The 13,482-nt window shown below is 72.2% G+C and carries 10 protein-coding genes; 4 read left to right on the forward strand and 6 right to left on the reverse strand.

All coding sequences use genetic code 11. The features are described 5' to 3' along the window. Positions 1-297: 297 nt before the first annotated feature. Positions 298-2,100 (reverse strand): bifunctional metallophosphatase/5'-nucleotidase, encoded by a 1,803-nt coding sequence (locus ACF061_RS12480; protein WP_392266813.1) that lies wholly within the window; start codon positions 2,098-2,100, stop codon positions 298-300. A 417-nt stretch (positions 2,101-2,517) separates the two neighbouring features. After that, positions 2,518-3,495 carry an intradiol ring-cleavage dioxygenase gene (locus tag ACF061_RS12485; RefSeq protein WP_392266814.1) on the reverse strand — a complete coding sequence of 326 codons (978 nt, stop codon included), beginning with the start codon at positions 3,493-3,495 and terminating at the stop codon, positions 2,518-2,520. 358 nt (positions 3,496-3,853) lie between these two features. Here ACF061_RS12485 and ACF061_RS12490 point away from each other — a divergent pair, with 358 nt between their 5' ends. After that, entirely contained in the window at positions 3,854-3,949 is a 96-nt protein-coding gene (locus ACF061_RS12490) for a putative leader peptide (RefSeq protein WP_392267037.1), read from the forward strand. A 185-nt stretch (positions 3,950-4,134) separates the two neighbouring features. Then, complete coding sequence (locus ACF061_RS12495; RefSeq protein ID WP_392266815.1) at positions 4,135-5,553, forward strand: sulfatase; 1,419 nt, start codon at positions 4,135-4,137, stop codon at positions 5,551-5,553. 241 nt (positions 5,554-5,794) lie between these two features. On the opposite strand, the gene bla is transcribed toward ACF061_RS12495, so the two are convergent. The 3 genes from bla to ACF061_RS12510 form a co-directional block, all read right to left on the reverse strand. Then, positions 5,795-6,754 carry a class A beta-lactamase gene (gene bla, locus ACF061_RS12500; protein WP_392266816.1) on the reverse strand — a complete coding sequence of 320 codons (960 nt, stop codon included), beginning with the start codon at positions 6,752-6,754 and terminating at the stop codon, positions 5,795-5,797. A 150-nt stretch (positions 6,755-6,904) separates the two neighbouring features. Continuing rightward, positions 6,905-7,669 carry a glucose 1-dehydrogenase gene (locus ACF061_RS12505; protein ID WP_392266817.1) on the reverse strand — a complete coding sequence of 255 codons (765 nt, stop codon included), beginning with the start codon at positions 7,667-7,669 and terminating at the stop codon, positions 6,905-6,907. A 232-nt stretch (positions 7,670-7,901) separates the two neighbouring features. After that, the gene (locus ACF061_RS12510; protein WP_392266818.1) at positions 7,902-8,687 is read right to left on the reverse strand and encodes an SDR family NAD(P)-dependent oxidoreductase; all 786 of its coding nucleotides are present in this window, start codon (positions 8,685-8,687) and stop codon (positions 7,902-7,904) included. Between the two features lie 166 nt (positions 8,688-8,853). Here ACF061_RS12510 and ACF061_RS12515 point away from each other — a divergent pair, with 166 nt between their 5' ends. After that, entirely contained in the window at positions 8,854-9,477 is a 624-nt protein-coding gene (locus tag ACF061_RS12515) for a TetR/AcrR family transcriptional regulator (RefSeq protein ID WP_392266819.1), read from the forward strand. A gap of 717 nt (positions 9,478-10,194) precedes the next feature. Next, positions 10,195-12,267: a HelD family protein gene (locus tag ACF061_RS12520; RefSeq protein WP_392267038.1), complete on the forward strand. Its 2,073-nt coding sequence runs from the start codon at positions 10,195-10,197 to the stop codon at positions 12,265-12,267. A 173-nt stretch (positions 12,268-12,440) separates the two neighbouring features. Here the strand turns inward: ACF061_RS12520 and ACF061_RS12525 are convergent, their stop codons facing one another. Then, positions 12,441-13,388, reverse strand: coding sequence for an SDR family NAD(P)-dependent oxidoreductase (locus ACF061_RS12525; RefSeq protein WP_392266820.1), 948 nt, complete (start codon positions 13,386-13,388; stop codon positions 12,441-12,443). Positions 13,389-13,482: the final 94 nt, after the last annotated feature.

Below are 13,482 nucleotides of genomic sequence, written 5' to 3' on the forward strand. Positions count from 1 at the left end.
GCGTTCCGTACGACGGATCAGGCGCGCCGGCCGATGGCCCCCGTCCGCAGTCGTTACCTCACCGCGGACGGCCTGGCCCGCGGCCTCGGCCCCTCCCAGGACACTGACGACGGCGACCGGCGGCTCCCGGGCGGTGGCGGCGGGGAGCCGCGGCGCGGCGACTTCGCGTGAATCAGTCGTTCCCGGCCGCGCGAATGCGCCGGCCCGGCTGGGGCCGGGCCGGCGCGGTGTGCGTCACGGGCGCGGTATCGGGCGCACCCCCACGGACGCGACGGGGCGCCCGTCCCGCTTCCGCCGTTACCTCACGATCGTGATGCGGTCGGCCGCCGGAGGCGCGATCGGGCTCGTCGCCGAGGAGGTGGCCGTCAGGTAGTCGTTGAACGCCTTCAGGTCGTCCGCGCCGACCAGGGGGTTCTTGCCCTTGCCGAGCTCGGTGAAGCCGTCGCCGCCGCCCGCGAGGAAGGAGTTCATCGCGACCCGGTACGTGGCGGCCGGGTCGATCGCCGCCCCGTTCAGCCGAACGGAGTCGGTGACGACGCGGGCCGCGCCCGACTTGGTGAGGTCCAGGGTGTACGTCAGGCCGCCGGATATCTGGAGGATCTTCGGCGAGGCTTCGTTCGGACCGCTGACCTGCTGTTGGAGCGCCGTGATCAGCTGCGCCCCGGTGAGGTCCACCAGGTTCACCGTGTTGCTGAACGGCTGGATCGTGAACGCCTCGCCGTACGTCACGACGCCGTCGCCCTCGCCGCCGCTCGCCTTGTAGACCAGGTCGGAGCGAATGCCGCCGGGGTTCATCAGCGCCAGGACGGCCTTGGGGTCGAGGCTCTTGGCGTGCGCGAGCTGGGCGTCCGCGATCAGGTCGCCGAGCGGGGATTCGGGAGTGGTCGCCCCGCGTCCGTTGATGTCACCGGAGATGTACCCGACGGGCTTGTTGGCCACCGGCGCGGCCAGCGCGTTCCAGCGCGAGATCAGCGCCGTCATGTCGGCGGCCTTCGGCTGGGTACGGCTCACCACGTGGTTCGCGGACTTCACGCTGGTGCGGACGATGTCCTGCGTACGGCGGTCGTAGGTCAGCGTGGTGTCGGTGTACAGCTTCCCGTACGAGGACGCGGAGGTGACCATGCGCGGCCGGCCCGACGGGTCCGGGATCGTGCAGACGTACGCCTGGTGCGTGTGGCCCGTGACCAGCGCGTCGACCTTGGGCGTGATGTTCTTGGCGATGTCGACGATCGGCCCGGAGATGCCGGCGCCGGCGCCCGGGGAGTCGCAGTCGTAGTTGTACGAGGCGGAGGCGGGCTCGCCGCCCTCGTGGATGAGCGCGACGATCGACTTCACGCCCTGCTTGTCGAGGATGTCGGCGTACTTGTTGACGGTCTCGACCTCGTCGTGGAACTTCAGTCCCTTGACGCCCTCGGCGGTGACGATGTCGGGCGTGCCCTCCAGCGTCACGCCGATGAAGCCGATCTTCACGCCGTTGTGCTTCCACACCCAGTAGGGCTTGAGGATCGGCTTCCCGGTCTTCTCGTCCGTCACGTTGGCGGCGAGATACGGGTAGTCGGCGCCCTTGAAGGTCCGGCCGGGCTCGTAGCAGCCGTCCTTGGGGTGGCAGCCGCCGTTCTGGATGCGGGCGAGTTCGGTCGCGCCCTCGTCGAACTCGTGGTTGCCGACGCTCGTCACGTCCAGGTCGAGCTTGTTCATCGCCTCGACGGTCGGCTCGTCGTGGAACAGGCCCGAGAGCAGCGGGCTCGCACCGATCAGGTCGCCGGCCGCGGCCGTGACGCTGTACGGGTGGCCCTTGCGCGCCGTGCGCAGCGAGGTCGCGAGGTACTCGACGCCGCCCGCGTCGATCTTCTTCGTCGTACCGTCCGGCTGGGTCTCGGTGACCTGCCCGGAGGAACCGGCCGGCGGCTCGAGGTTCCCGTGGAAGTCGTTGAACGACAGCAGTTGGACGTCGACCGTGGGCCCGTTGTGCCCCTGCTGGGCCACCGGGGCTCCGCTCGCCGGCGCAGCGGCGGCGGTCAGTGCACCGGCCGTGGCCAAAGCAGCGACGGCCCCAAGGACACGGTAGGCGCGCCGTCTTGGCGTGGTCGGGTGGGTCATGGGTCTCCCTGTATGAGTACGAGGCGGTTGAGGGGCTGTGCGGAGCCTATGGTCAACGCGCGTAGCACGAACAGGGGGTAGCGGGTTACGAGCAGGTTGCACTCGTGTCCGAAGTGAAGAGACCCGCCCCGCACGGCATGGAGCAGGGCGGTGCGGTGCGGGGCAGGCCGGGGCGGGGATTTCGCCTGCGCGATCCGCCCGAGGGGACCCGGCGGGACCCGGGGGGAGCGCTGCGGCGAGGCCGGTCCTCGGCGCGGCCAGGAGCACGCGATGACACGCGTACCGGTCGCCGGCCGGTCCCGCGGTCGGTGATCGACCGACCGCGGGAGGAGGGTGGTTGGCCGTACGGGCCGTCGGCACGAGGGGTGTCCCGTCCGCCGGCGGCCCGTACGTCGAGCGGGCCCGCGTTACGGGCCGTCAGGCACTGGGGGACGGGGAGGGACCGGGACCGGGAGGCGTGCCACCGCCCGGCAGACCGCCGCCTTCGTTGGTGGCGGCGGGGTCCACGGCCATGGTGATGCTGCCGACGACGCCGCGCTCGATGTGCCGGTGGTCGTAGAGCAGGTGGAGCAGGCCGCCCTTCGTGCCGGTCTTCGGGTAGATGCCGTCCTGTTCGAGGGTGACCCGCGTCGCGGTGTTCGCCGAGTAGGGCGCGATGCTTTCGGTGGCCTTCACCGCGTCCTCGGCGAAGTAGAACTGCCCGGTGTGGCAGGTGCGCCCGCCGGTGTAGCCGGCGGAGGTCCGGGTGCCGCCCGTGTGCACCTTGGTGTGGACGTGGACGGCGCGCCCGGTGTACCAGCCGGGCAGGACGGTCCGGAAGGTGACGAAGCCCTGGTGGTCGGTCATCTGTATGCCACGCAGCCAGGTGAGGTCGTCCGTCGGGGTGGCGTGGCCACCGCCGCCGCCCGGGGGCGGGCCCGTCGGCGGGTCGGTGGGCGGGGTGCCCGGGGGCGGGCCGGGAGGCGTACCGCCGCCGCCGTTGCCGGTCCCGGTGTAGCCGGAGTAGACGCCGGACGCGTCGCAGTGCCAGATCTCGATGGCGGAGTCGCGGATGGGCTCGCAGGTCGCGGCGTCCACCGCGCGCAGGACGAGGATGAGCGGTACGCCGGTGCGGTCCTCGACGACGTTCCTGCGGAAGAGTTCGTAGTCGATGTAGTAGGGGCCCTCGATCTGCTCGGTGGTCAGCTGCATGCACGTGCCGGAGGCCGTGGCGGCGGCCTTCGCGGCGTCGAGGACGCCGGAGCCGGTGGAGGCGCCCTGGCCGGCGGCGTGTGCGACGGCGCCGATGCCGGTGAGTGCGACGGCGCCGGCGCCGCCGAGGGCGAGCATCCGGCGGCGCGACAACAGCTGGGAGACGGCGGCGTTGTCGGGTTCGTCATGAGCCAAATTGGTCATGCGCACGACACTAGGGACCTCTCCTGTGACGGTGCTGTGAATCAGCCGCCCCGATCCGGTCAACCTCTGGCCGGTTGCCGACGACGCCGGCCGGCCGCGGAGCACCCGGCCGCTCCTCGGTGAACGCCTCCCGTCCCGGGCGCCGTCCGATCTGTGGGGACGCGAACGGCGGCGTCCGCGCGACACACCCCGCCGACGCTCCGACGTAACCGGTGCGGCTCGGACTGCGGCGAGCGTCGCGGCGAATCCCGCACGCCGTCCGGGCGGCCGCACCGGCGCGGCGCGGACTCCGGCCGGGCTTCCCGCGATGCGGACATCGCTTGACGCGCCGGTTGCCGCACTGGCAGCCTCCCTGGTCATGAGGCCGTCCACCGATCGTCGAAGTGCGTGCACCGCGCTCGTGGCGCGGCGGCACGTCGATCTGTGCCGGCAGTCCAGCGCCCTCTGTCGCTGAGCCCACCGGGCCTTTCACCCACCGGTGATCCAACTCCCCGTCCACCGGGGGTCCTTCCGCACACCGTCTCCGCACGCCCCGCGCGCACGCGGCCCCGTCGCCGTGCCCGCCGTGCGGTGTGCGCGCTGCTGTTCCGCCTGCTGACCCGCGCCCCGCCACGGGGGCCGCCCGAGCAAGGATTTCGCATGCCCGACATATCAAGAATTCCCCGTCGTACCTTCGGTGGCCTGGTGGGCGGCGGCGCGGTCACCGCCGTCGCCGGCCCCGCCGCGGCGGCGTCGCCCGCGGCCGCCCAGGGCAAGGCCGAGCGGCCCTTCAGGGCCAGGACGGGGAGCAGGCCCGGCCGACGGCCCAACTTCCTCTTCATCCTCGGCGACGACCTGGGCTGGGCCGACCTCTCCTCCTACGGCGCTCCGCACATCCGGACACCGAACCTGGACCGGCTGGCCGCCCAGGGGGTGCGCTTCACCGACGCCTACTCCGGCTCGGCTACCTGCTCCCCCACCCGGTTCAGCCTCTACACCGGCCGCTATCCCGGCCGTACCAGGGGCGGCCTGGCCGAGCCCATCGGCAGCAGGACGCAGGGCCTCGACCCGAACCACCCCACCCTGGCCTCGCTGCTGAAGCGGGCCGGATACGCGACCGCGCTGATCGGCAAGTGGCACTGCGGCTGGCTCCCGGACTACAGCCCCACCAAGTCCGGCTGGGACGAGTTCTTCGGCAACTTCGGCGGCGCGCTGGAGTACTTCTCGAAACTGGGGCAGCTCGGCGACTACGACCTGTACGAGGGCGACGCCGCCTACAAGGACCTCCGCTACTACACCACGGTGCTGACCGAGCGGGCGGTGGACTACGTGGGCCGCCACCACGAGGGGCCCTGGCTGCTGAACCTCAACTTCACCACCCCGCACTGGCCGTGGCTCACCGAGGACGACGAGGAGACGGCCGCCCGGATCGCCGCGAAGATCCGCGCCGGGAACGTGCTCGGCGGCCTCCAGCACACCGACGGCGGCTCGGTGGAGAAGTACCGGGAGATGGTGGAGAACCTGGACGCGTCGATCGGCGAGGTGCTCACCGCGCTGCGCCGCTCCGGACAGGAGGAGAACACCGTCGTCGTCTTCGCCAGCGACAACGGCGGCGAGCGCTTCTCCTACCAGTGGCCGCTCAGCGGCGGCAAGTCCGAGCTGCTGGAGGGCGGCATCCGGGTGCCGACCGTCCTGCGGTGGCCGGCCGCGGTCGACGGGCGCCAGGTCAGTCACGAGCCCGTCTACTCCCCCGACTGGACCGCCACCCTCCTGGAGTTGGGCGGTGCCCGGCCGGACCCGGCGTACCCACTGGACGGGCAGAGTCTCGCCGGTTACCTGCTGCGCGGGGAGCGGCTCCCGGAGCGCGACCTGTTCTGGCGGGTGCGCGGCAACCGCGCGCTGCGGCGCGGCGACTGGAAGTACTACCAGGACGCCAACGGCAGGGACCACCTCTACGACCTCGCCGCGGACGCCCGCGAGCAGGCCGACCTCGCCGCCGACCGGCCGGCGCTGCTCGCCGAACTGAAGTCGGCCTGGGAGCGGATCAACGGCACACTGCTGCCTTACTCGGCGACCTGACCGGACCGCGGGAACGGCCGCGGGGGGCGGTGCGCCGGCCCGGCGCACCGCCCCCCATGAGCGGAGCCGGCCCCGCGCCCACCGGCGGTGGGCGTGGAGCGGCGCCTCGCGCATGCGTCGGTGGCGCGGACGCCGGGCGTCACCACACCTCCCGGTCGCCGGGCGTCACCACCTCCCGGTCCGGGGTCCGTCACCCCCTTCGAGGGCGTGCCCCGGTGTGCGACTCACGGCTGGGCCGGTCTCACTCGCCCGGAGCGAGTGTGCGCGCCACGACACGGGCCGCATCGGCGATCAGCGCGTTGTCCACGGAGGCGTCCGGAGTCGGCTTCGACGTCAGCACCGTCACGACGAGCGGTGTCCCGCGGGTGGTCCAGGCGACGCCGATGTCGTTGGCGGACGCGTAGTCGCCGGTGCCCGTCTTGTCGCCCACGACCCAGTCGTGCGGCAGGCCGGCCCGGAAGCGTTCGGCGCTCGTGGTGTTGCCCTTGAGCCAGGTGACGAGCTGCTCCCGGTCGGCATCGGCCAGCACCCGGCCCAGCGTCAGCTGTTCGAAGCCGGTGCCGAGCGCCTGGGGGGTCGTGGTGTCGCGCACGTCGCCGGGAGCGGCGGTGTTCAGCTCGGGCTCCCAGCGGTCGAGCCGGCTCACCGAGTCGCCGATCGAACGGAAGAAGCGGGTCAGACCGGCCGGCCCGCCGATCCGGCGCAGCAGCAGGTTGCCGGCCGCGTTGTCGCTGCGCTGGATCGCGGCCGCGCACAGGTCGCCCACGGACATGCCGGTGCTCACGTGCTGTTCGGTGACCGGGGAGTTCGGCACCAGTTCGGCCGGCGGATAGGGGACCACCTCCTCCAAGGAGGCCGAGCCGCCCTCCCCGCGGAGGATCGCCGCGGCGGCGAACGTCTTGAAGGTTGAGCACATCGCGAACCGCTCCCGCGCCCGGTGGGACACGACCTGGCCGGTGCGGACGTTGCGGGCGTACACACCGAGACGCGCGGTGTACCGCTGTTCGAGCGCGCGCAGTTCGGCTTCGGCGGCACTCGATCCGGCGGACTCCGTCGGCCCGGCCGTCGCGGCACCGGTCGTGGCGGACGTGTTCGTCGCGGCGGCGGCCGAGCCCGCCGCGACGGGCGTGAGAACGACGGTGGACAGGGCGGCGCCGGCCTTGAACAGGCCGCGCCGCGGCAGGGGATTCGCAGTGGTCATGCGCAGAGACAAACAAGAGGATCCCGCTCATGTCCAAGAGTGAACCGTCAACGGCCCATAACCAATTGATATGTCACCTGGCCGGGCCCCCCGCGCCGCCGGGACGGCGAGCGGACCGCCCGCCGAGTCGGCTCGCCCGGCCGTCGGCGCTCACTGCCCCATGACGTACTTGACGGTCGGACCGGTGGTCCAGCCGCCGTCCACCGCGAGTTCGGCGCCGGTGACGTAAGAGGCCGCGTCGGAGAGCAGGTACACGACGGCGCTCGCGATCTCGTGCGGCTCGCCGACCCGGCCCATGGGCGTGTTGGGGTACTTGCCCTCGCCCTTCTCGATGCCGACGGAGGCGGTCATCGGGGTGTACGTCATGCCCGGGTGGACCGAGTTCACCCGGATCCGGGCGGTGCCCAGCTCCACCGCGCCGATCTTCGTCAGGCCCCGTACGCCCCACTTGGAGGCGCCGTAACCGGCCGTCAGCGCCAGACCCATCAGCCCCGCCGCGGAGGAGACGTTGACGATCGACCCTCCGCCGTTCTCCCGCATCGCGGGAATCACGGTCTTCATGCCGATGAAGACACCGGTGAGGTTGATGTCGAGCACCTTGCGGAAGTACTCCACGGACTCCGACTCCAGGAGCCGGCCGGTCGAGATGCCGGCGTTGTTCACGAGGCCGTGCAGGCCGCCGAACTCGGCGACGGTGGCGTCGGCGACCTGTCGCCAGTCCTCCTCGGAGGTGACGTCGTGGCGCAGGAAGCGGGCGTTGGCGCCGAGCGCGGCGGCGGTGTCCTCGCCCTCGTCCTCCAGGACATCGGTGATCATCACCTTGGCTCCGGCCTCGATCGCCTGCCGGGCCGCTTCGGCTCCGAGGCCGCGGGCCCCGCCGGTGATGACGACGGTCTTGCCGGTCAGGTCGTTCATGTCTCGCTCCCTGGGTGTCGAGTCGGCGTGCTGGACGCCGGGTGGTCGTGGGCCACGCGGCCGGCGGGGCGCCGCGCCCCGCCGGCCGGCTCCCGGCCGGTGTGCCGGTTCCTCCGCCGGGCGGCTCCCGCGGCTTGGCGGCCGCCTCGGTGCCCGGCGTGGGCGGCGTGCGCCCTCGGACGGCCGTCGGCGTCCGCCCACCGGCAGGGGCGGCACGCCGTGCGCGGCGCCGTCAGAAGTGGGTGCCGCCGTCGATCCGGATCTCGGTGCCGGTGACGAACCTGCCGTCCTCGCTGCCGAGCATCGCGACCACGGACGCCACCGTCTCGGGGCCCGCGAAGCCCTGCCCGAGCGCCGGGGAGAGCTTCATGAACAGGCTCATGTCCGCGTCCTCGGGCAGCCCCGGGCCCGTGCTCTGCCCACTGGCGCCGCTGCCGTCGGTCATGCCGGAGGAGATGGATCCGGGCTGCACGGCGGTGAAGCGTATGCCCCGCTTCGCGTACTCGGCGGCGAGCGCGTGCGTCATGGACTGGATGCCGCCCTTGCTCGCGGCGTACGCCGCCATGTAGGGGTGCGCGAACATCGCCGAGGTCGAGCTGAAGTTGACGACCGCCGCGTCCCGGCCTTCGAGCAGGGCGGGCAGGGCCTCGCGGATCACCAGGAAGGTGCCGACCAGGTTGACCTGGATGACGCGGGTGAACGCCTCCAGGCTCGTCTCGTGGGTGTGCGAGGAACGCAGGATCCCGGCCGCGTTGACCAGTACGTCGAGACCACCGAGCGCGGTGACCGCGGCGGCGACCCCCTCGCGCACCGAGGTCTCGTCGGCGATGTCGACGACGAGCGTGGTGAGCCGGTCGGCGTGGGCCCCGGCCTTCTCCACCGTGTCCCGCAGCCCCTGCTCGCTGACGTCCGCGGCCACGACGGCGCCGCCCTCGGCGAGGATGCGCAGCACGGTGGCCTGACCGATGCCCGAGCCACCGCCCGTGATCAGTGTGCGCCGGCCTTCATAACGGTTCATTCGTAACTCCAGACCCGGCCGGCCGTTCTGCCGCGGCGCGGCCGTGTGACGCCGGCTCTCTGATCCGCCGGCGTTCTCGACGGCCTTCACGTTACGCCCGGGTGGCACGTTTTGCCACATTGTCACTGCATGCCTCACCGGGGTCGCGGAGCGTACCCTTCTGCTGGTGAGCACCAAGCCGCCCCCATCCCTGACCGAGCGCCGCAAGGCCGCCACACAGCTCGACATCGCCCACGCGGCGGCCGAACTCTTCGCCACCCGGGGTCCGCACGGCACGACGGCCGAGGAGATCGCGGGACGGGCGGGGGTCGCGCTGCGGACCTTCTACCGCTACTTCCGCTCCAAGCAGGACGCGGTGAGCCCGCTGCTGGCCACCGGCGCCGACCGCTGGCGGGCGCTGCTGGAGGCCACCGAGCCGGGCACGGCACTGCCCCGGGCGCTGGAGACCGCGGTCGAGCAGGCGCTGGCCACTCCGGACGAGGAGGCCGTCCAGGGGCTGCTGCGCACCCGCGGGCTGCTGCGGGCCGCGGCGGACGACCCCGCGCTGCGGGCGGTCTGGTACCGGGTGAACCAGGAATCGGAGGAACGGCTCGTTCCGGTGATCACCCGGCTCGCGGGCGCGGACATGGAACCGCTGGAGGTAAGGCTCGCCGCGGCCGCCGCGACAGACGCGATCCGTATCGCACTGGAGACCTGGGCCGCGACCGACGCGGGGACCGATGGACCCGACTCCCCCGCCGCGCTCGCCGTGCGCTGCCTGCGCCGGCTCGCCGGCACGACCGGCCCGTAGCCACCCGGGTCCACCCCTCCGGCGACGCTCGCACCCCGCGGCACGCCGTCTCGCCGGAGGGCGGCGGAACGACCGAGTACGCGTACCGACTCGTTGCCGGGCAGCCGCGTCGTCCGTCCGCCGCGCTCCCCCGCCGGCACACCGTCCGTGTGCCCGGGGAAACCCTGTCAGCGATCACCATCGGATCTGATGGGATTCGAGGCGCCGCGAACCCCGGGAACGCACGGTTTCATCGAACGTGTCGGCCGCCCGTCGTCGAACGATCCTCCGATCCGTTCTCCGGGTCGGCCGCGACCGACGGCTACGTGGTGCTGCGGTCCTGAGGTGGGGTCGTCGGCACGGGTCGGACAGTGGTGGACCGGTCGAGGGCGTGAGCCATTCTGTGCTCGTCCCCTCGGTCGGGTCGCCGGATGAATCGACCAGATGCCCCCTGGCGGTGGGTTCGACGGCGCCGGTCGCCCCGCCGAATATTCCCCCGCTTTTCCCGAGCGCGGCGAATATCGCCGGCGCCCAAGGGCGGGCCGGCCCATGAGGCAGGCGGTCATCGGGAGCGCAACCAGCGATTTACGAAACGGCGGAATTCGCGCTACGCCACACGTTCGGCCGCCATGGATCCAGTCGTAAGGACATGGCTTCACCAGGCAAGTCAAGACTTACCTTCAGGGAACTGTGACCGTATGGTGTGGCCCGAATCGAAGGAGTCCACCGTTGTCGAAGATGAATGATCCCGCCGCGCGTGCGGTTGCGTCGGAGCAGGATTATGTGTCCTCCTTGTACGCGTTGCTCACCAAGCGGATTTCCGAGGCGCGAGTGCACCGAGCGAGTGTGCTGAAGGCCCCGGCTGAAAGCGCCGGTGAGGCATACGAGAGGGAAATCACCGCCGAGCGTCTGGCCAAGGAAATCGGCCGGCTGGAGGGCGCCGAAAAGGGGCTGGTCTTCGGGCGCATCGACTGGACGGACGGCACGGCCCTGCGCATCGGGCGGATCGGACTGCACACGGAGGAGGACGACCTGCCTCTCCTCCTGGACTGGCGCGCGAACGCGGCGCGGCCCTTCTACGAGGCGACACCGGTCCACCCGATGGGCCTGCGGCGGCGCCGGCACCTGCGCCTCGAGGAGCGCACGGTCGTCTCGGTGAGCGACGAACTGCTGGACGGAACCGCCCCGACCGACGAGGACGTCGTGGGGGACGGCCCGTTGACCGAGGCTCTGTCGGCACGGCGTACGGGCAGGATGCACGCGGCCGTCGCGACGCTGCAGGCCGAGCAGGACGAGATCGTCCGCTCCGCCCACCGCGGCGTGACCGTGGTGCAGGGCGGCCCCGGCACCGGCAAGACGGTGGTCGCGCTGCACCGGGCGGCCTACGTCCTGTACGCGTTCCCGCGCGCCACGGAGGAGGGGGTCCTGGTGGTGGGCCCGAACGCCCGGTTCCTCGACTACATCTCCCAGGTCCTTCCCTCGCTGGGAGAGAACGACGTCGTTCTGGCGACCTGCCGGGAACTGGCCGGAGTGTCCACGGACGCGGTGGACCCGTTCGACACGGCGCGTCTCAAGGGCAGCTCCGACCTCGCCGACGCCCTGGCCGGCCTGCTGCGCGTCCACCAAGCCCCCACCGGTGACCTCACCGTGCGGGTCGGACAGGAACTGGTTCACCTGTCCGACGGGGAGGTCGCCACGGCACGCGACGCCGCCGTGGCGGCCGTACAGGGGCACAACCCCGCGCGCCAGGTGTTCAAAGAGCTCCTGGTCGACGCCGTCACCGACGCGATGCAACGAGACATGGGCGACCTCCTGGAACAGATCGACGCCGACGCCGAAAGGATGACGGGCATCGACCTCGACCGGTTCACGGGAGCCGCCCAGCGCCGCGTCGAAGGTGCGGCCGAGCCGGGACCGGTCCACGAGCTGGACCTGGACGCCATCCGAGCCGATCTCCTCGACGACGCCGGCGTCGACCGAGCGGTCGAGGTGTTGTGGCCGCGTCTGGTACCCGGTGACCTCGTGAAGGCGCTGCTGACGAACGCCGGCGCTCTCGCCGAGCGCCTTCCCCGCCTGACCGCGCAGGAGCGGTCCCTCCTGCTGCGCGGTCCGGACGACCCGTGGACCGAAGCCGATGTGCCGTTGCTGGACGAGGCGGCGAGCCTGGTCGACGGCCCACCCGAGCGGACGTACGGGCACGTCGTCGTCGACGAGGCGCAGGAACTGACCGCCATGCAGTGGCGGATGATCGTCCGCCGCTGCCCGTCGAGGTCGATGACGCTGGTGGGTGACTTCGCCCAGGCGGGCCCGGTCGCGACAGCACGCGACTGGAAGGAGGCACTGGGCCCCCACGTCGGACCGCGGTTCAAACTGCACGACCTGACCGTCAGCTACCGCACCACGCAGGAGATCCTGGAGAGCGTCCGGGACCTGCTCACGCGGATCGCTCCGGACCAGAAGCCCACACGGTCACTGCGAAGCGGTGAGAGCCCTCGCACTGTGACCGCGCCTGCGGACGGGTTGGTCACCGCCGTCCTCCGGGAACTCCGCGCCCAGAGCACCGCGCACCCGGGCGAACTCCTGGGAGTGATCTGCGCGGACACCAGGGTGAGCGAGCTGACGGCCCAGGGCATCGCTCACCACGCGCGCATCGTGCCGGCGTCCGAAGCACGCGGCCTGGAATTCGACGGGGTCGTCGTCCTGAACCCCGAGGAGATCATCACGAACCGCCCCGGTGGGGAAAGGGACTTGTACGTAGCCCTGACCCGGGCCACCAAGCGCCTGTGCACCATCACCGTCCAGCCCGCCTGACGACTCGGCGCCCGCGTCGTCGCCGCGGGCGCACCCGGCACGGTACGGACACCGGCCCGCGCGCCCGGGGCCGCTCGCCGTCTCCCCTCGGACGCCGTGGCGGCGGGGATCACCCGAGCCTCCCGGCCGGCCGTCGCGAGCGGACCGGTCGGCCGCGGGCCTGCCCGCCCGGTCTATCCGCGCGGTCCGCCGGGGTCGATATCGGTCAGGTCGCGGCCGGCGTCCCACAGCCGCGCCGCGACGGCGGTGTCGGCGAGCTGGCTCCACACCGCTTCTCGTCGGGGTGCGCCGCGCAGACTCCAAAGGCGCGGTCCCCACAACTGTCCGCCTCGCACGGCCGGGTCGAGCACCGCCCGGACCGCGGGCCACGCGCCGGCGTGCTTGCCCTGGACGAGCAGTGCGGCGGGTGCCGCGCGCAGCCGCGCGCCGAGGCTTCGCACATGGACCGGCGGTCGTGAGGGGGTGAGGGAGTCCAGGGCTCCGCCGGGATGGACCACCACGCTCTGCACCGGGCTGCCGAGGCGGCGCAGTCGGCGGTCGAGTTCCAGCCCGAAGTACATCTGTGCCAGCTTGGATCGTCCGTAGGTGCGCTTGGCCCGGTAGTCCCGACGGGACTGGAGGTCGTCCAGGTCCAGCCGTTCCGACTTCGCCGCGAAACTGCCGACGGTCACGACGCGTGCCGCGGGTGCGGCCGACAGCAGCGGCATCAGCCGGCCGGTCAGCGCGAAGTGCCCGAGATGATTCGTGCCGAACATGAGTTCATGACCGTCCCCTGTCTCGCGACGTGGCGGGTCGTCGAGCGCGACGCCGGCATTGTGGACCACCGCGTCGAGAGCGGTCACCCCGAGGGATTCCACCGCCGCGCCGAGCGACGACAGGTCGGCGAGGTCCAGCCGTACGGCACGTACCCGCGCGCCGGGCACGCGCGAGCGGATCGACGTCATGGCGGCTTCGGCTCTCGCCGGAACCCGGCTGCCCAGCACGACGGTGGCTCCGGTCGCGCAGAGCTGCTCCGCGATGAAGTACCCGATGCCCGCGTTGCCGCCGGTGACCAGGAAGACGCTGCCCCGCGCACGCGGTAGCCGGTGAACGTCCCAGGGCGTGGAGGAGGTGGGTGACATGGCGGCAGGCTCCCTTGTTCTGGACGGAGGAGACGGTCATGGCCGCTCCCCGGGGAGGAACGGCTGGTCGCCCACGGTTCCAGCGGGAACCGAC

The organism is Streptomyces sp. NPDC015220 (assembly GCF_043079345.1).
GTDB lineage: Bacteria > Actinomycetota > Actinomycetes > Streptomycetales > Streptomycetaceae > Streptomyces.

What these genes read in the sequence shown, in the direction of transcription:
- ACF061_RS12480 (WP_392266813.1), bottom strand. Translation starts at nt 2,100, where the DNA reads ATGACCCACCCGACCACGCCAAGACGGCGCGCCTACCGTGTCCTTGGG.
- ACF061_RS12485 (WP_392266814.1), bottom strand. Translation starts at nt 3,495, where the DNA reads ATGACCAATTTGGCTCATGACGAACCCGACAACGCCGCCGTCTCCCAG.
- ACF061_RS12490 (WP_392267037.1), top strand. Translation starts at nt 3,854, where the DNA reads ATGAGGCCGTCCACCGATCGTCGAAGTGCGTGCACCGCGCTCGTGGCG.
- ACF061_RS12495 (WP_392266815.1), top strand. Translation starts at nt 4,135, where the DNA reads ATGCCCGACATATCAAGAATTCCCCGTCGTACCTTCGGTGGCCTGGTG.
- bla (WP_392266816.1), bottom strand. Translation starts at nt 6,754, where the DNA reads ATGACCACTGCGAATCCCCTGCCGCGGCGCGGCCTGTTCAAGGCCGGC.
- ACF061_RS12505 (WP_392266817.1), bottom strand. Translation starts at nt 7,669, where the DNA reads ATGAACGACCTGACCGGCAAGACCGTCGTCATCACCGGCGGGGCCCGC.
- ACF061_RS12510 (WP_392266818.1), bottom strand. Translation starts at nt 8,687, where the DNA reads ATGAACCGTTATGAAGGCCGGCGCACACTGATCACGGGCGGTGGCTCG.
- ACF061_RS12520 (WP_392267038.1), top strand. Translation starts at nt 10,195, where the DNA reads ATGAATGATCCCGCCGCGCGTGCGGTTGCGTCGGAGCAGGATTATGTG.
- ACF061_RS12525 (WP_392266820.1), bottom strand. Translation starts at nt 13,388, where the DNA reads ATGTCACCCACCTCCTCCACGCCCTGGGACGTTCACCGGCTACCGCGT.